Raw genomic sequence first — 16537 nt, forward strand, 5'->3', positions numbered from 1 at the left:
CGGAGGCGTGCTCTAGGGTCGCCGTCATGAACACCGTGACCGGCCTGCCCGCCCCGGACGACCTCGCCGCGCTGGTCGACGTCCTGCTCGCCGCCGACACCGCCGACACCGCCGACACCGCCGGCACCGGCCGTGCCGCGGTGTCCGACACGGCCCGCGCGGCGTTCGCCGCCGAGCGGCCCGGGCCGTTGCCCGACCACTGGTGGCTGGCCGTCCCGGGGGAGACGTACGAGGCGGCCTTCGAGGTGCTCGGCCTGCACGACCGGATACCCGTCACCGTGCGGTACGGGCTGGCCGCGCAGGTGCACGACGACAAGTACACCCCGGAGGAGGTGCACCGCGTCTTCGTCACCCCCGAGTACGCCGGCTGGCGCCTGATCTACGCCGAGAGCCCGCTGCGGGAGGCCACCTGGTGGCCGCACGACGTGATCGAGCGGCTCAGCGCGGCCTGCGGCCGGGCCCAGGTCTACTTCCAGGACCCGCTCGCGGACGCGATGATCTGGGCCGCCGCCGAGGACGGCACCGTGGTGCGCGGCTACTGGCGCAACAGCGAGCCCGAGTGGACGGGCGAGCCGCTGCCCTGGGAGGAGCGGCTCACGGTCGAGGACTTCGAGGACGAGGAGGAGTTCGAGGACGCCTACCCGGAACCCAACGCCTCGGAGGAGCAGAGCTTCGGCACCGCCGCCGCCCGCCTCTCCCTCCACCCGGCCATGATCACCGCGGAGACCCCGGTCCGCGGCCACGGCTGGCTCGCCCTCACCGTGGCCGGCGCGGGCCACGGCGGCTTCGGGGGGACGCCGCAGCTCTAGCTCCAGGGGCTCCGCCGCGCGGCGCGCGCCCGACGCCCCGCGAGCCTCCCGCCTGCGCGCCCTCCGCGCCGCGGTCGCGTCCGCGGCCTAGGCTGAACTCCGCCCGGGGCGGCCGGTCGGCCGTGGGAGTCGGGAGGGGCCCGGCGGCCGGGGGCGAGGAGGTGCGCGATGGGCAGCGGTGAGACCGCCAGGGTCCGCTGCGTGGCGGCCGTTCCGTGCTGGGTGAGCCTGATGGCTCGCGATCTCGACGCGGCGAAGGCGTTCTACGGGCCTTTGCTGGGCTGGGAGTTCGAGCCCGGACCGGACCGCTTCGGCCCGTACGTGCACGCCGTGACCGGCGGTGAGGCGGTGGCGGGGCTGGGCGTCGCGAGCGGCGGCCTGGCGATCCCGGTGTCGTGGACCGCCTACTTCGGCACCGAGAGCGCGGACGCGGCCGCCGACGCGGTGCGTGAGCGCGGCGCCACGCTCGCCGTCGGCCCGTTGGCCTTCGACGCGGGCCGGATGGCGTTCGCCGCGGACCCGGCGGGGGCGGTGTTCGGCATCTGGGAGGGCCCGCTGGGCCGGGCCCGGCGGTTGGACCTGCCCGGCGCGCCGGTGTGGATCGAGCTCCGCACGCCGGACCCGTTCGCGGCGGCGCTGTTCTACGGTTCGGTGTTCCGCTGGGACGGCCGCGACCCGGAGCGCTTCGAGGTCCGCTGGGAGCACGACCGGGTGGTGCTGCGGGCGGAGGGGCACAGCGTGGCCGCCCTCGCCAAGGAGCAGGCCGGCGGCCCGGCGGGCATGCCGCCGCACTGGGAGGTGTCGTTCTCGGTGCCGGACACCGACGCGGCGCTGGCCCGGGCGGAGGAGCTCGGCGGCACGGCGCTCGGCCCGGCCTTCGACTCGCCGTACGGGCGGGTGGCCCGGCTCCAGGACCCGGAGGGCGGCCGTTTCGCGCTGATCAACCCGAAGGGCTGAGCCGGCCGGAGAACCCCGAGTACCCGGAGCCCGCACCACGCGGCACGCAGGACCGGCCCGCGGGAACCGTCGGACGAGGCCTACGGCCCGGCCTCCGCGACCGCCTCGCGATCGGCCCGCACCCGCTCCCCGAGTACGGCGCGGGCGCCGGCCGGCAGGGCCTTCCGGGCGGCGGGGAACACCTGCTCCTCCTCCGTCGCCAGGTGCCGCCGGACGAGCTCGGCCAGCCCCTGGTACAGCGTGTCGAACGCGGCGTCGCCGGGGCCGAGGCCTTGCAGGTCGGAGAGGTACTGGCCGATCGAGAGGTGCTCGTGGATGCTCGCGAACACCAGTGACCCGCCGTCCGGCACATCGTGCTGGACGACCGGGAAGAGGTGTTCCTCCTCGGCGGCGCAGTGGCTGAACAGCAGGTCGGTGAGCTGGGCCAGCAGCTCCCCGCGCTCGGGCGCGCCGTCCGGGGCGGCGTCGATCCGGGCGAGCAGCTCCGTCACCGCCCGGTGGTCGGCGGTGAACTCGCCGAGGATGTCCGGCCTGCGGCTCATGGCACGCCCGCCTCTCGTCCGGTGCTCCCCCCGACACCTCCAGTATCCGGCGTCGCGGGTGCGTTCCGCGGGCGGGAACGGTATCGCTGCAGGTCGGAGGTGCTTTCCGGGGGCTGGTCCAGCCCCTTGGCCGTCCCGGCTCGGCCGCACCCGGGAACCGCCCCGGGGCAGCCGTACCCGGGCACTCCCCGGGCGCCGGTGCGGCGCCGGGCTCAGGGCCGGTCGCGGCGGCCGGTGAGGGCGAGCATCCGGGTCTGCGGGCCGGCGTCGTCCGGCACCGCCACCGGCGGGTCGAACAGGCCGCTGCCCGAGAGGTCCCCGTAGCCCTCGTACTCGCCGAGCGCGAACTCGACCAGCCCGGTCGGCAGTCGGGTGCGGCGGCGGATTCCCTCGGCGAGGTCCCAGGTGTGCACGATGGCGTCCGCGGTCAGCTGGTCCAGGTAGTACTGCCCGGAGACGTCGCCGAACGACAGGTGGACGGTGAGCGCCGTCGCGCCGGGGGCCTCGAAGGCCGTACGGGCGGCCTCGGCGGCGGCCGTCCAGGTGGCGGCCGGGTCGGTGCCGAGCACGTCGCCGTCGAACCGGCTGCCGACGTCGGCGACGGTCGAGCCCATCAGCAGCTCGGGCACCCAGAGCTGCTCGGCGGTGAGGTGGTTGACCAGGTCGCGGACCGACCAGTCGGCGCACGGTGTCGGCGCGTCCCACTGCGCGGGCGTGACCAGCCGCACCCGCTCGCCGAAGGCGTCCAGCGCCTCCGCGAACGGCGTGCCGGGCTGCGCGTCCCGCCGGTGTTCCCTGCGATGAGCCATACCTCCACCCTGCCCCCGGCCCCATCCGGCCGCGACTCGCCGCCGTCACCGTCGTCGCCCCCGACGTTGCCCCGACGCGGCCCTGACCGGCCGCCGTGCCGCGCCGTGCCCGCCCGTCCGCCCCGGAAGTTGTTCAAATTCGAACCTCCGGGTACGGTCGAAGAGTGACGGTTCGAATTTGAACAACAGCGGGCCGTCCCGTTCCCAGCACTCCGACCGACCCCGATCCCTGATGGAGACGCGCATGCCGAGCACCAGCCCGAGCACGACCGCCCCCACCACCACCGTCCTCCCGGGCCGGGGGGCCGCCGCACCCGCGACGACCTCCCCGCACGCCTACGACGCCGGCCTGCTCCTGCTGCGCCTCGCGCTCGGTCTCACGATGGCCGCGCACGGAAGCCAGAAGCTGTTCGGCTGGTTCGGCGGCGGTGGCATCGACGGCACCGGTCAGTTCTTCACCATGAGCGGCTACCCGGCCGGCCACGCCATGGCCGTGGTGGCCGGCCTCACCGAGACCCTCGGTGGACTGGGCCTGGCGGTCGGCCTGCTGACGCCGCTGGCCGGCGCCGCGATCGTGGGCACCATGGTCAACGCGCTCGCCGTCACCTGGGGTGGCGGCTTCTTCGCCCCCAAGGGCAGCGAGTACGAGCTGCTGCTCACCGCCGGTGCCGCCGCGCTGGCCCTGACCGGGCCGGGCCGATACGCCGTGGACCGGTTCCTGCCGGTACTGCGTGCCCACCGCCTCGCGTACGGCGCGGCCGCCGTCGTGGTCGGCCTGGTGACGGCGGGCGTCATCCTGCTGCTGCGCAAGTGAGCCGCCCGGGCTCCCGGTTCTGAGGAGGGGCCGCCGGTCGTCCGACCGGTGGCCCCTTCGCGTGTGCGCAGGGGCCCATCGCTGCCGCTGCCAGGGGAGTTGGCCGGCCCCCGGTCGAATTCAACGGCCCCGGGCGGCTGTTCGCCGGTCGGCCCGCCGAAGTCGGTCCGTCCGTAGGGCTTCCGCCGTCATGTGATGTATGCCATGGTACATGTCACACTCCCCACCGTGTACTCGGCGGAGCCGCCTGTGCGGCGCCGTCGCAACCGGTCCTCGCCCCCACACGGCCGCACCCCCACGCGGCCGCCGAAGGCCCGGAGGCCCCCCACGTGAGAACCGCACGCCCCCTGCCGCACACGGCACGACTTCCGCAGCTGGCCAGGTTGTTGACGATCGCCCTGGTGCTGCTCCTGGCGGCCGGCCTGTTCGCCCCGCGCAGCCAGGCCGCCCCCGTCCCCGCCCCGCCGCAACCCGGCGGGTCGGCCCCCACCGCACCCACCGACCCCGGTCCGCAGCCCGCCCTCGGCGCCACCCGGGAGGAGCACGGCGGGAACCGGCCCGTCCCGGCCCGCGAACGCGCCCCGCTCTCGGCCACCGCGCCGGCCGACGGCGCCGGCGCGTCCGCGAAGGCGGCCCGGGCCGTCGGGCAGCCGGCCCCGGCGGCAACCGCCGCCACCTGCAACGTCGGTGACTTCACCGGCCGCACCGGCAGCGCGCTCGTCCAGCAGATCACGTCGGTGGACCTGGGCTGCATCAACGGGCTCTTCACGCTCACCGGCACCGACGCCGCGGGCGCGTTCCGCGAGTCCCAGATGGTCACGGTGGCCGACGCCCTGCGCGGCTCCGCCGCGACCTACCCGGGCAACAACACCGCCGCCATCGGCCAGTTGGTGCTCTACCTGCGGGCCGGCTACTTCGTCCAGTGGTACCACCAGGCCGACGTGGGCAGCTACGGCACCGCCCTGCAGACCTCGATCCGCGGTGCGCTGGACGCCTTCTTCGCCAACCCGCACTCCCGTGACGTCACGCCGGACAACGCCGGCACGCTCGGCGAGGCCGTCATCCTGATCGACAGCGCACAGGAGAATGCCCGCTACCTGTACGTGGTCAAGCGCATGCTGGCCGACTACGACAGCGCCACCCACAACCCGGCCGGGATGGGCAACGCGCTGAACGGCGTCTTCACCGTCCTCTGGCGCGGCCACCAGCTCCCGGCGTTCGTCGCCGCGGTGCAGGCCGACCCGAGCGTGCTGGACTCGCTGTACGCCTTCGCCGCCGCCAACAGCGCCCAACTCGGCGGCGACTACACCTTCCTGGTCTACAACGCCACCCGCGAGCTGGGCCGCTTCCTGCAGTACGCCCCGCTGCAGGCCAAGGCCCGGCCGCTGGCCAAGGGCCTGGCCGACCAGTCCTCGCCGGCCGGCCGCACCGCCTACCAGTGGTCCGCCGTCGCGGAGATGGTCGACTCCTACGACAGCGGTAACTGCTCCTACTACGGGACCTGTGACGCCGCCAACCGGCTCAAGGCGGCCAACCTGACGGTGGCCTACACCTGCAGCCCGAGCATCCGGATCCTCGCCCAGGCCCTGGATCAGACCCAGCTGGCCGCCGCCTGCTCCAGCCTGACCGGCCAGGACGCGTACTTCCACGCCGTGGTCAAGGACAACGGCCCGGTCGCGAACGACCGGAACACCACCATCGAGGTCGTGGTCTTCCACTCCCGGTTCGACTACGGGGTGTTCGCCGCGATGATCTACGGCATCAACACCGACAACGGCGGCATGTACCTGGAGGGCAACCCGGCCGCCGCCGGCAACCAGCCGCGCTTCCTCGCCTACGAGGCCGAGTGGGTGCGCCCGGACTTCCAGGTCTGGAACCTCAACCACGAGTACACCCACTACCTCGACGGCCGGTTCGACATGTACGGCGACTTCAACGCCGGCATGGTGACGCCGACCGTCTGGTGGGTCGAGGGCTTCGCCGAGTACGTGTCCTACTCCTACCGCAAGGTGACGTACGACGCCGCGATGACCGCCGCCGGCCGCCACACCTACCGGCTGAGCACGCTCTTCGACACCACGTACGACAACGCGGACACCGAGCGGGTCTACCGCTGGGGCTACCTGGCCGTCCGCTTCATGCTGGAGCAGCACCGTGCGGACATGGACGCGGTGCTCGCCAAGTACCGCGCCGGCGACTGGAACGGCGCCCGTACGTACCTGACCTCCACCGTCGGCACCCGCTACGACGCGGCCTTCGACGCCTGGCTCACCGCCTGCGCCGCCGGCTCCTGCCCCACCGGCACCAACCCGCCCGGCAACCAGCCGCCCACGGCCGCCTTCACCACCGCCGTCGGCGAGCTGGCCGTCACCTTCGTCGACCGCTCGACCGACCCGGACGGCAGGATCACGGCCCGCGCCTGGGACTTCGGTGACGGCACCACCTCGGCCAGTGCCAACCCGACCAAGTGGTACACCGCGGCCGGCACCTACACCGTCACCCTGACCGTGACCGACGACAAGGGCGCCACCGCGAGCACCCGGCAGAACGTCACCGTCGCACGGCTGCCGGAGTGCTCCGGCGCCGACACCCGGCAGCTCGACCGGAGCTGCCGGCGCAGCAACGTCGCCGCGACCACCGGCAACTACGCGCACTTCTACCTGTACGTCCCGGCCGGGACCAAGCAGCTGAAGGTGAGCAGCACCGGCGGAACCGGCAACGCGGACCTCTACTACAACGGGAGCGGCTGGGCGTACACCAACGCCTACACCAGCCGCTCCGCCAACCAGAGCAGCAACACCGAGACCCTGACCGTCACCAACCCGCCCGCCGGCTACGTCTACTTCAGCCTCTACGCCCAGCAGGGCTTCAACGGGGCGGACATCAAGGCCGAGTACTAGCCGTCGGCCGAGTACCGGCCGGCACCGGAAGGGCCGGGCCGGGCACCCCGGCGGAGCGCACCGCGCGCCCCGCCGGGGTGCCCCGCGTGCGGGGCTCACGCGCCGATCCGCACCAGCGCCAGCGTGATGTTGTCCGGCCCGCCCGCCTCGATCGCGGCCTTCCACAGTTCGAACGCGGCCCGCCCGTCGGCCCGGTCCACGTCCTCGTGGACGCCCGCCAGGACCGCGGACAGCTCCTCCTCCGGGACGGGGTCGGTCAGCCCGTCGCTGCACACCAGGTACCGGTCGCCGACCGCCAGCGGGGCGGTCCGGACGTGCGGCTCGACGAAGGTCAGGCCGAGCGAGCCGCCCAGCGTCTGGGTGACGAGCGAGGTGGTGCGCCGCCCGGGGGCCGGGGGCGGGCTGTCGTCCACGCTGATCCGGCTCAGCCCCTCCCCGGTGATCCGGTAGACCCGGCTGTCGCCCACGTTGAACACCACGGCGTGCTCGGGCAGCAGCACCAGGCCCGCGACCGTGGTGCCCATCGCGGCGAGCCCGGGATCGCCGGCCGCGTAGGCGTACACGGACCGGTTGCAGAGCTGGAGGGCCTCCCGGACGGCCTCCTCGCCCTCCAGGGCGGGCCCGGCGGCGGCCAGCTCGCGGGCGACCAGCGCGCTCGCGACCTCGCCGCCCGGGTGCCCGCCGAGGCCGTCCGCCACCGCGACCACGCAGGGCAGGCCGAGCGGGAACAGCAGGGTCTGCGGGTTGGTGGTCACGGTCGCGCAGAGGGTCCACGGCCCGATCGTCAGGCTGTCCTCGTTGTGCTCCCGCACCAGGCCCTCGTGGCTCAGTGCGCTCACCGAGATGTAGGCCGCCATCGGCTCGCCGCCCTTCCGGAGCTCCCTTCCATTGTCGGCGGGAATAGCCGGGCGCAACCGGGTGCTAAGGTGGTTGAAAGTTTGACGATCTGGCCCGGAGCCCCGGGCCCGCCAGGAGTGTGGTGAGCAGCATGCAGTTCGGAATCTTCACCGTCGGCGACGTCACCCCCGACCCCACGACCGGCCGCACCCCGACCGAGCACGAGCGGATCAAGGCCATGGTGGCCATCGCCCGCAAGGCCGAGGAGGTCGGCCTGGACGTCTTCGCGACCGGCGAGCACCACAACCCGCCGTTCGTGCCGTCCTCGCCGACGACCATGCTCGGCTACATCGCCGCGCAGACCGACCGCATCATCCTCTCCACCTCGACCACGCTGATCACCACCAACGACCCGGTGAAGATCGCCGAGGACTTCGCGATGCTCCAGCACCTCGCCGAGGGGCGGGTGGACCTCATGATGGGCCGCGGCAACACCGGCCCGGTGTACCCGTGGTTCGGCCAGGACATCCGCCAGGGCATCCCGCTCGCGATCGAGAACTACGCGCTGCTGCACCAGCTGTGGCGCGAGGACGTGGTGGACTGGCAGGGCCGCTTCCGCACCCCGCTGCAGTCCTTCACCGCCACCCCGCGTCCGCTGGACGGCGTCCCGCCGTTCGTCTGGCACGGCTCGATCCGCAGCCCGGAGATAGCCGAGCAGGCCGCCTACTACGGTGACGGCTTCTTCGCGAACAACATCTTCTGGCCCAAGGAGCACTTCCAGAAGCTGATCGAGCTCTACCGCGCCCGCTACGCCCACTACGGGCACGGCACGCCGGAGCAGGCGTACGTCGGCCTCGGCGGGCAGGTGTTCATGCGGAAGAACTCGCAGGACGCGGTGCGCGAGTTCCGGCCGTACTTCGACAACGCGCCGGTCTACGGGCACGGGCCCTCGCTGGAGGAGTTCACCGAGCAGACCCCGCTGACCGTGGGCAGCCCGCAGGAGGTCATCGAGAAGACGCTGGCCTTCCGCGAGTCCTTCGGCGACTACCAGCGCCAGCTGTTCCTGATGGACCACGCCGGCCTGCCGCTGAAGACCGTGCTGGAGCAGCTGGACCTGCTCGGCGAGGAGGTCGTGCCGGTGCTGCGCGAGGAGTTCGCCAAGGGCCGGCCGGCCGAGGTCCCGGACGGGCCGACGCACGCGGCCCGGGTCGCCGCGGCCGCGGCCGGGAAGACGAGTGAGAAGACGAGCGAGAAGACCGACGAGAAGGTGGAGGTGGCCAAGTGACCGCGTTCAAGCTGGTGGTGGTGAGCGCCGGGCTGAGCAAGCCGTCCTCGACGCGCCTGCTCGCCGACCGGCTCGCCGAGTCGACCGTCCGTCAACTCGGCGCTACCGGCCGAACGGTGGAGGTGGCCGTGGTCGAACTGCGCGACCTGGCCACGGAGATGGCCAACAACTTCGTCACCGGCTTCCCCGGCGCCGCACTGCGCGAGGCGGTCCGGGCGGTGACGGAGGCGGACGCCCTGATCGCGGTGACGCCGATCTTCACCGCCTCGTACAGCGGCCTGTTCAAGTCCTTCTTCGACGCGATCGACCACGACGCCCTCACCGGCAAGCCGGTGCTGATCGCCGCCACCGGCGGCACCCCGCGGCACTCGCTCGCCCTGGAGCACGCCGTGCGGCCGCTGTTCGCCTACCTGCGCGCGGTGGTCGTGCCGACCGCGGTCTACGCGGCCACCGACGACTGGGGTGCGGCGGGGGACCGGCACACCGACGGCCTCCCGCACCGGATCGACCGGGCGGCCGGCGAGCTGGCCGGGCTGCTGGCCGGTCGCGGCCCGGAGGCGCCCGGCCTGCCGGAGCAGGTGGTGCCGTTCGCCGAGCAGCTGGCGGCCCTGCGGGTCTGAGCCCGGGCGCGCCGGAGGCGGCCGGCGGCGCCGGTGGGCACGGAAGGGGCGGGTCCGGTGCGGGCCTGCCCCTCCGACGTCCCCGCGGACCTCGGGCCTCCCATGCGTCGTGCACGCTCGGCCGGGGTCGTCCGGTGCGTGTTGGCCGTGCCCAGGTGTCCGCTCTGCGGTGTAATCGTGCGCATGATCGGACTTCTGCTGATTCGTCCTGCCCCGCCGCCCCTGGAGTCCTGAGGTGGAGCCCGCGCCCGCCGCCTCCGAGAGCGCTCCGCCGCAGCCGCAGGACGTGCTCACCCCGCTCACCGGCGCCGCCGTCTTCCTGGTGCTCACCATCGACCCCGGCGGCGAGCAGGCCGTCCGCGATCTGCTGCCCGACCTGGCCGGCCTGCGGCGCTCGGTCGGCTTCCGCGCGCCGGACGGCGGGCTCGCCTGTGTCGCCGGCATCGGCTCGGACGCCTGGGACCGGCTCTTCGCCGGCCCCAGGCCCGCCGGACTGCACCCCTTCCGGGAGGTGGCCGGCGACCGCCACCGGGCCCCGGCCACCCCCGGCGACCTGCTGTTCCACCTCCGGGCCGGCCGGATGGACCTCTGCTTCGAACTGGCCGGCCTGATCACCCGGCGGCTGGCCGGTGCCGCCACCGTGGTCGACTCGGCGGAGGGTTTCCGCTACTTCGACAACCGCGACCTGCTCGGCTTCGTCGACGGCACCGAGAACCCCGAGGGCCGGGCGGCGGCCGCCGCCGTGCTCGTCGGGGCGGAGGACCGGGAGTTCGCCGGCGGCAGCTACGTCATCGTGCAGAAGTACCTGCACGACCTGGACGCCTGGAACGCCCTCCCGGTGGAGCAGCAGGAGCGGGCCGTCGGCCGCACCAAGCTCGGCGACGTCGAGCTGGACGACACGGTGCAGCCGCCCGACTCGCACGTCGCGCTCACCGGTGTCACCGGCCCGGACGGCGAGGAGCGGCAGATCATGCGCTTCAACATGCCGTTCGGCTCCTTCGCGGGGGACGGCGAGTTCGGGACGTACTTCATCGGCTACGCCGCCACCCCCGAGGTGACCGAGGAGATGCTGCGGAACATGTTCGTTGGGCGGCCGCCCGGCCGGTACGACCGGCTGCTCGACTTCTCCACCGCCGTCACCGGGTCGCTCTTCCACGTGCCGGCCGCCGACTTCCTGGACGCCCCGCCACCGGCGCCGTCCGCCGCCCCGGCCGTGCCGGAGGACGCCGCCCCCACCCCCGTGTCCGACGGCTCGCTCGCCATCGGCAGTCTGAGGAGGACCCCCGCACGATGAGCAACCTGCACCGCGACCTGGCCCCCGTCTCCGCCGCCGCCTGGGCGGAGATCGAGGAGGAGGCCCGGCAGGCCTTCAAGCTCCACATCGCCGGACGCCGCGTGGTCGACCTGAACGGTCCCGGGGGCGCCGCGCTCGCCGCCGTCGGCACCGGCCACCTCACCCCGGTCGACCCGCCCGCCGAGGGCGTCCTCGCCCACGCCCGCGAGGTCCGGCCGCTGGTCGAGCTGCGCGTCCCCTTCGCCGTCAGCCGGGCCGCCGTGGACGACGTCGAACGCGGCTCCCGGGACTCCGACTGGCAGCCCGTCAAGGACGCGGCCCGCACCCTCGCCCTCGCCGAGGACCGCGCGATCTTCGAGGGCTACCAGGCCGCCGCCATCGAGGGCATCCGGGCCGGCGCCGCCAATCCGCCGATCCCGCTGCCCGCCGACGTCCGGGACTACCCGACCACGGTCAGCCAGGCCCTCACCGCCCTGCGGCTGGCCGGCGTCGGCGGGCCGTACGCGCTGCTGCTCGGCGCCGACCCGTTCACCGCGGTCAGCGAGACCAGCGACCACGGCTACCCGGTCGCGGCGCACATCGCCCGGCTGCTGGACGGCGAGATCATCTGGGCCCCCGCGATCCGGGGCGCCTGCCTGCTCTCCGCCCGGGGCGGCGACTTCGAGCTCTTCCTGGGCGAGGACGTCTCGGTGGGCTACCTCTCCCACGACGCCGGGTCCGTCTCGCTCTACCTGCAGGAGTCGATGACCTTCCGCCTCCACACCGGCGAGGCGGCCGTCGTGCTGGGCGGCTGAGGGCCTCCCGGCGGCCGAAGGGTACTGAGTTCCTTTACCAGGGGTACTGAGTGCCGTACTCTCTCCGGAGAGCCTCTGACGCCAGTCGAAGAGAGCCGACACGGCATGCCGGTCCAGGTGGCGCTTGCTGCTCGCAGGGCGCGGCCGGCCCGGCTTGGCACTCAGTACCCTGGGCATGACCCGAGGCCATGGACCAGTACACCCGTACAGGAGAACCGCTCATGAGCTTGAGGATCGTCGTCTGTGTGAAGTACGTGCCGGACGCGACGGGTGACCGTCGTTTCGCGGACGACCACACCACCGACCGGGAGGGCGTGGACGGCCTCCTGTCGGAGCTGGACGAGTACGGCGTGGAGCAGGCGCTGCGGATCGCGGAGGCGAACGCGGGGTCCGAGGTCACGGTGCTGACGGTGGGGCCGGACGACGCGAAGGACGCGCTGCGCAAGGCGCTGTCGATGGGTGCGGACAAGGCCGTGCACGTGAACGACGACGACATCCACGGCACGGACGTGATCGGGACGTCGGCGGTCCTGGCGAAGGCGCTGGAGAAGACCGGGTTCGACCTGGTGATCGGTGGCATGGCGTCGACGGACGGCACGATGGGTGTGCTGCCGGCGCTGCTGGCGGAGCGGCTGGGTGTGCCGCAGGTGACGCTGCTGTCCGAGGTGTCGGTCGAGGGCGGTGTGGTGAAGGGCCGCCGCGACGGTGACGCGGCGACCGAGCTGGTCGAGGCGGAGCTGCCGGCCGTGGTCTCGGTGACGGACCAGTCGGGCGAGGCCCGTTACCCGTCGTTCAAGGGGATCATGGCGGCGAAGAAGAAGCCGGTCGAGTCGCTGGACCTGGACGACCTGGGCATCGAGGCCGACGAGGTCGGTCTGGCGGGGTCGTGGACGGCGGTCGAGTCGGTGGCGGCGCGTCCGGCGCGCACCGCGGGCACGGTCGTGAAGGACGAGGGCGAGGGCGGCAAGCAGCTCGCCGCCTTCCTCGCGTCAGCGAAGTTCATCTAAAGAGGGCAGCCTCGCCGACCAGAAGTCCATCTGAGCCGGCCCACCCCCCTGACCCTGATCCAGCGAAACACGGAGACATTGAGCAATGGCTGAGATTCTCGTCCTCGTGGACCACGCCGACGGTGTGGTCCGCAAGCCGGCCCTGGAACTGCTGACCCTGGCCCGCCGGATCGGCGAGCCGTCGGCCGTCGTCCTGGGTGCCGGTGCGGCCGCCGCCGACATCGCCGCCAAGGCCGGCGAGTTCGGTGCGGCGAAGGTCTACGTCGCCGACGGCGCCGAGTTCGCCGACCAGCTGGTCGTCCCCAAGGTGGACGCCCTGGCCCAGATCGCCAAGGCCACCGAGGCCGCGGCCGTGCTGGTCACCTCCTCCGGCGAGGGCAAGGAGGTCGCCGCCCGCGTGGCCCTGCGCCTCGGCTCCGGCATCATCACCGACGCGGTGGACGTCCGCGCCGGCGAGCAGGGCCCGGTCGCCACCCAGTCGGTGTTCGCCGCCTCGTACACCGTCGACTCGCGGGTCAGCAACGGCGTGCCGGTCATCACCGTCAAGCCGAACGCCGTCGCCCCGGAGGCCGCCCCGGCCGCCGGCGCCGTCGAGAACGTCACCGTCGCGTTCACCGGCAAGGCCGCCAAGGTCGTCTCGCGCACCGCGCGCGTCTCCACCGGCCGCCCCGAGCTGACCGAGGCCGCCATCGTGGTCTCCGGCGGCCGCGGCGTCGGCGAGGCGGCCGGCTTCGGTGTGGTCGAGGAGCTGGCCGACGCGCTCGGCGCGGCCGTCGGTGCCTCGCGCGCCGCCGTCGACGCCGGCTGGTACCCGCACACCAACCAGGTCGGCCAGACCGGCAAGCAGGTCTCCCCGCAGCTGTACATCGCGGCGGGCATCTCCGGCGCGATCCAGCACCGGGCCGGCATGCAGACCTCGAAGACCATCGTGGCCGTCAACAAGGACCCGGAGGCCCCGATCTTCGAGCTGGCCGACTACGGCGTGGTCGGCGACCTGTTCGCCGTGCTGCCGCAGCTCACCGCCGAGGTGAACGCCCGCAAGGGCTGATCCACCGCGATCGGCAGACGCCAGGGCGCGTCCGGGACCTCCCGGGCGCGCCCTGGCGCCATTTCCCCCCGCCCCGGAACCGGGCCGGCGGAAGGCCCCGGGGCGGCCGGACGCGCCCCGTAGAGTCGGCCCCAGCACCGGTGACGACACGACGGCACGACGGCACAGCGACACGACGGCCGACCGCGAGCAAGGGCGAGGGACAGCGGAATGACACTCCTGACGGCACTTCAGGGCCACCACGGCGACTCCGGCGACGCGCTGCGGATCGACGGCCGCGCGCTCTCCCGCGAGGGGCTGCTCGGCGCGGCGACCGCGGTCGCCGACCGGGTGGCCGGCGCCCCCGCGCTGGCGGTGCTCGCCCGGCCCACCGCCGAGACCGTCGCCGCCGTGGTCGGCGGGCTGCTGGCCGGCGTGCCCGTGGTGCCGCTGCCGCCCGACTCCGGCCCCAAGGAGCGCTCGCACATCCTGCGCGACTCGGGCGCCGCCCTGCTGGCCCACGCCGCCGGGGACGCGCTGCCGGAGGACACCGGGGTCGCGGGCCTGCCGGTCGACCTGACGGAGCGTTCCGCCACCACGTACGCCGAGCCCGCCCCGGACGCCGCCGCGTTCGTGCTCTACACCTCCGGCACGACCGGCGCGCCCAAGGGGGCGGTGATCCACCGCTCGGCCGTCGCCGCCGACCTGGACGCGCTGGCCGACGCCTGGGCCTGGACCGCCGACGACACCCTGGTGCACGGCCTGCCGCTGTTCCACGTGCACGGCCTGGTGCTCGGCGTGCTGGGTGCACTGCGCACCGGCAGCCGGCTGGTGCACACCGGGCGCCCCACCCCGGCCGGCTACGCGGCCGCCGGCGGCAGCCTGTACTTCGGCGTGCCGACCGTGTGGTCCCGGCTGGCCGCCGAGCCGGAGGCCGCCGGGCGGCTGGCCCGGGCCCGGCTGCTGGTCTCCGGCAGCGCCCCGCTGCCGGTGCCGGTCTTCGCGAAGCTGGCCGCGCTGACCGGCCACGCCCCGGTCGAGCGCTACGGCATGACCGAGTCGCTGATCACCGTCTCCACCCGGGCGGACGGCGAGCGCCGCCCCGGCAGCGTCGGCCTGCCGGTGGCCGGCGTGCGGACCAGGCTGGTCGGCGAGGACGGCGGGCCGGTCCCGTCCGACGGCGAGAGCGTCGGCGAGCTGCAGGTCGCCGGGCCGACCCTGTTCGCGGGCTACCTCAACCGGCCGGACGCCGACGCCGAGTCCTGGACGGCGGACGGGTGGTTCCGCACCGGGGACGTCGCGGTGATCGGCGAGGACGGCTTCCACCGGATCGTCGGCCGCGCCTCGGTCGACCTGATCAAGAGCGGCGGGTACCGGATCGGCGCCGGCGAGGTGGAGGCCGCGCTGCGGGACCACCCGGCGGTCGCGGACGCCGCCGTGGTGGGCGCGCCCGACGAGGACCTCGGCCAGGCGGTGGTCGCCTTCGTCATCCCGGACGGCGCGGTGACGGGGGACCAGCTGGCGGCCTTCGTGGCGGAGCGGCTCTCGGCGCACAAGCGCCCCCGGAAGGTGGTGCTGGTGCCCGAACTGCCCAGGAACGCCATGGGAAAGGTGCTCAAGAAGCAGCTGCTGGCGGACTCGGCACTCGGGTGACGCGAGGTCATCCGAGCGGTCGTCCGGTGACGGCCACTCAGCTGACCGCCCGTCGGTCTGCTCACCATCCGTGAACCCTTCCTTTGGCGCACTCCACTGCGCGCCGTGAGCGGACGCGTGCCTACCGTGACGAGCAGGCAGAACCGCATATCCGGGGAACCGGAGCGGCTCTGCCGTCCCGCTCAGCACAGCAGTAGAGCCAGCAAAGGAACAGCAGGATGACGACCGTCAACACCGGCGCACCGGGCGCCGCCGACGACCCGACCGGGCAGCACGCCACCACCACCGACGCGCGGCCGCGTGCCGCCCGTCCGTCCCGGGCGGCTCGGGTCCGCCGCGGGATAGCGGCGGTGGCCGTGATCGCGGCCGGAGCCGGCGTGATCGGCCTCGGCACCGGTGTGAGCAGCGCAGCCGCCGAGCCCGCGCCGGCCCACGCCGGATGGGACGGCTCGCGGTACTGGTTCAAGAACAGCCAGGGCCAGTGGCGCTGGACCACGCACTACGACATCTACAAGGCCCGGACCGGGGGTGGATCCTCGACCTCGTCGGCCAAGCCCTCGTCCTCGTCCGGCGGGATCAAGCAGGGGTGGGACGGCTCCCGCTACTGGTTCAGGAACAGCAAGGGCGAGTGGCGCTGGACCACGCACTACGACGTCTACCTGGACCGGACCGGCGGCGGCTCCTCCTCGGGATCCTCGTCCGGCTCCTCCTCGGCCCTGACGGACTCCGCCGCGCCCGCGGCCGACGGGGACGTCGAGACGGCGGTGCAGTTCGCGCTCGCCCAGCTCGGCAAGCCGTTCCGCACGGCCGGCAACGGGCCGGACGGCTACGACTGCTCGGGCCTGGTCCAGCAGGCCTTCCGGCGCGGCGGGATCGACCTGCCGCGCGTGGCCAACGACCAGTACGCGGCGACCACGCCGGTCAGGGCGAGCCAGCTCCGGCGCGGCGACCTGCTGTTCTGGTCGCCCGACGGCACCGCCCGGGGCATCGAGCACGTGGCGATCTACCTGGGCAACAACCAGTACGTGGAGGCCGCCCGGCCCGGCACCAACATCCGCATCTCGGCCATCAGCAGCGGCTACTACCCCGACTTCATGGGCCGCCCCTGAGATCCGACCCGGGATCCGCCGTGCACGGCACGGTCGGTACGCCGCGACCGGCACGGCGCCCGGGCCGGCCGGGAGGCACC

General features: G+C 73.9%; 15 protein-coding genes. 12 read left to right on the plus strand and 3 right to left on the minus strand.

Annotation, left to right across the window (positions count from 1 at the left end; genetic code table 11):
- Positions 1-26 precede the first annotated feature (26 nt).
- Together ABZ885_RS07655 and ABZ885_RS07660 are read left to right on the plus strand one after the other, a co-directional pair.
- Positions 27-809 carry a hypothetical protein gene (locus ABZ885_RS07655; protein WP_360184566.1) on the plus strand — a complete coding sequence of 261 codons (783 nt, stop codon included), beginning with the start codon at positions 27-29 and terminating at the stop codon, positions 807-809.
- A gap of 168 nt (positions 810-977) precedes the next feature.
- Positions 978-1766, plus strand: coding sequence for a VOC family protein (locus ABZ885_RS07660; RefSeq protein WP_360184569.1), 789 nt, complete (start codon positions 978-980; stop codon positions 1764-1766).
- Between the two features lie 80 nt (positions 1767-1846).
- Here ABZ885_RS07660 and ABZ885_RS07665 read toward each other — a convergent pair whose 3' ends face one another.
- Entirely contained in the window at positions 1847-2308 is a 462-nt protein-coding gene (locus ABZ885_RS07665) for a hemerythrin domain-containing protein (RefSeq protein ID WP_360184572.1), read from the minus strand.
- 212 nt (positions 2309-2520) lie between these two features.
- Entirely contained in the window at positions 2521-3117 is a 597-nt protein-coding gene (locus ABZ885_RS07670; protein WP_360184575.1) for a TIGR03086 family metal-binding protein, read from the minus strand.
- A 244-nt stretch (positions 3118-3361) separates the two neighbouring features.
- Between ABZ885_RS07670 and ABZ885_RS07675 the strand changes: the two genes are divergently transcribed.
- Positions 3362-3931, plus strand: a complete 570-nt coding sequence (locus ABZ885_RS07675) for a DoxX family membrane protein (protein WP_360184578.1) — start codon at positions 3362-3364, stop codon at positions 3929-3931.
- Positions 3932-4260: 329 nt separating this feature from the next.
- Positions 4261-6831: a collagenase gene (locus ABZ885_RS07680; RefSeq protein WP_360184581.1), complete on the plus strand. Its 2571-nt coding sequence runs from the start codon at positions 4261-4263 to the stop codon at positions 6829-6831.
- 95 nt (positions 6832-6926) lie between these two features.
- Here the strand turns inward: ABZ885_RS07680 and ABZ885_RS07685 are convergent, their stop codons facing one another.
- On the minus strand, positions 6927-7688 hold the full coding sequence (locus ABZ885_RS07685; RefSeq protein WP_360184584.1) for a protein phosphatase 2C domain-containing protein: 762 nt from the start codon (positions 7686-7688) through the stop codon (positions 6927-6929).
- Positions 7689-7819: 131 nt separating this feature from the next.
- On the opposite strand from ABZ885_RS07685, the gene ABZ885_RS07690 reads away from it, so the two are divergent.
- The 8 genes from ABZ885_RS07690 to ABZ885_RS07725 all read left to right on the plus strand — a co-directional run bounded on the left by ABZ885_RS07690 (position 7820) and on the right by ABZ885_RS07725 (position 16457).
- A complete protein-coding gene (locus ABZ885_RS07690) occupies positions 7820-8953 on the plus strand; it encodes an LLM class flavin-dependent oxidoreductase (protein ID WP_360184587.1) in 1134 nt (377 codons plus the stop codon).
- Positions 8950-9573, plus strand: a complete 624-nt coding sequence (locus ABZ885_RS07695; RefSeq protein WP_360184590.1) for an FMN reductase — start codon at positions 8950-8952, stop codon at positions 9571-9573. Before ABZ885_RS07690 ends, ABZ885_RS07695 begins: the two co-directional genes overlap by 4 nt.
- A 235-nt stretch (positions 9574-9808) precedes the next feature.
- Positions 9809-10867, plus strand: coding sequence for a Dyp-type peroxidase (locus tag ABZ885_RS07700; protein WP_360184593.1), 1059 nt, complete (start codon positions 9809-9811; stop codon positions 10865-10867).
- A complete protein-coding gene (locus ABZ885_RS07705) occupies positions 10864-11661 on the plus strand; it encodes a family 1 encapsulin nanocompartment shell protein (protein WP_360184596.1) in 798 nt (265 codons plus the stop codon). The genes ABZ885_RS07700 and ABZ885_RS07705 overlap by 4 nt, the downstream gene beginning before the upstream one ends.
- A gap of 221 nt (positions 11662-11882) precedes the next feature.
- Complete coding sequence (locus ABZ885_RS07710; RefSeq protein ID WP_360184599.1) at positions 11883-12668, plus strand: electron transfer flavoprotein subunit beta/FixA family protein; 786 nt, start codon at positions 11883-11885, stop codon at positions 12666-12668.
- An 85-nt stretch (positions 12669-12753) separates the two neighbouring features.
- Complete coding sequence (locus tag ABZ885_RS07715; protein ID WP_360184601.1) at positions 12754-13716, plus strand: electron transfer flavoprotein subunit alpha/FixB family protein; 963 nt, start codon at positions 12754-12756, stop codon at positions 13714-13716.
- A gap of 210 nt (positions 13717-13926) precedes the next feature.
- The gene (locus tag ABZ885_RS07720; protein WP_360184604.1) at positions 13927-15348 is read left to right on the plus strand and encodes an acyl-CoA synthetase; all 1422 of its coding nucleotides are present in this window, start codon (positions 13927-13929) and stop codon (positions 15346-15348) included.
- A gap of 218 nt (positions 15349-15566) precedes the next feature.
- On the plus strand, positions 15567-16457 hold the full coding sequence (locus ABZ885_RS07725; RefSeq protein ID WP_360184606.1) for a C40 family peptidase: 891 nt from the start codon (positions 15567-15569) through the stop codon (positions 16455-16457).
- The last annotated feature ends 80 nt before the right edge of the window (positions 16458-16537 follow it).

Origin of the sequence: Kitasatospora sp. NPDC047058, assembly GCF_040643935.1 — a bacterium.
Lineage (GTDB): Bacteria > Actinomycetota > Actinomycetes > Streptomycetales > Streptomycetaceae > Kitasatospora.

Coding starts and splice junctions, on each gene's coding strand:
- ABZ885_RS07655 (WP_360184566.1), top strand. CDS start 27: ATGAACACCGTGACCGGCCTGCCCGCCCCGGACGACCTCGCCGCGCTG.
- ABZ885_RS07660 (WP_360184569.1), top strand. CDS start 978: ATGGGCAGCGGTGAGACCGCCAGGGTCCGCTGCGTGGCGGCCGTTCCG.
- ABZ885_RS07665 (WP_360184572.1), bottom strand. CDS start 2,308: ATGAGCCGCAGGCCGGACATCCTCGGCGAGTTCACCGCCGACCACCGG.
- ABZ885_RS07670 (WP_360184575.1), bottom strand. CDS start 3,117: ATGGCTCATCGCAGGGAACACCGGCGGGACGCGCAGCCCGGCACGCCG.
- ABZ885_RS07675 (WP_360184578.1), top strand. CDS start 3,362: ATGCCGAGCACCAGCCCGAGCACGACCGCCCCCACCACCACCGTCCTC.
- ABZ885_RS07685 (WP_360184584.1), bottom strand. CDS start 7,688: ATGGCGGCCTACATCTCGGTGAGCGCACTGAGCCACGAGGGCCTGGTG.
- ABZ885_RS07690 (WP_360184587.1), top strand. CDS start 7,820: ATGCAGTTCGGAATCTTCACCGTCGGCGACGTCACCCCCGACCCCACG.
- ABZ885_RS07705 (WP_360184596.1), top strand. CDS start 10,864: ATGAGCAACCTGCACCGCGACCTGGCCCCCGTCTCCGCCGCCGCCTGG.
- ABZ885_RS07710 (WP_360184599.1), top strand. CDS start 11,883: ATGAGCTTGAGGATCGTCGTCTGTGTGAAGTACGTGCCGGACGCGACG.
- ABZ885_RS07715 (WP_360184601.1), top strand. CDS start 12,754: ATGGCTGAGATTCTCGTCCTCGTGGACCACGCCGACGGTGTGGTCCGC.
- ABZ885_RS07720 (WP_360184604.1), top strand. CDS start 13,927: ATGACACTCCTGACGGCACTTCAGGGCCACCACGGCGACTCCGGCGAC.
- ABZ885_RS07725 (WP_360184606.1), top strand. CDS start 15,567: ATGACGACCGTCAACACCGGCGCACCGGGCGCCGCCGACGACCCGACC.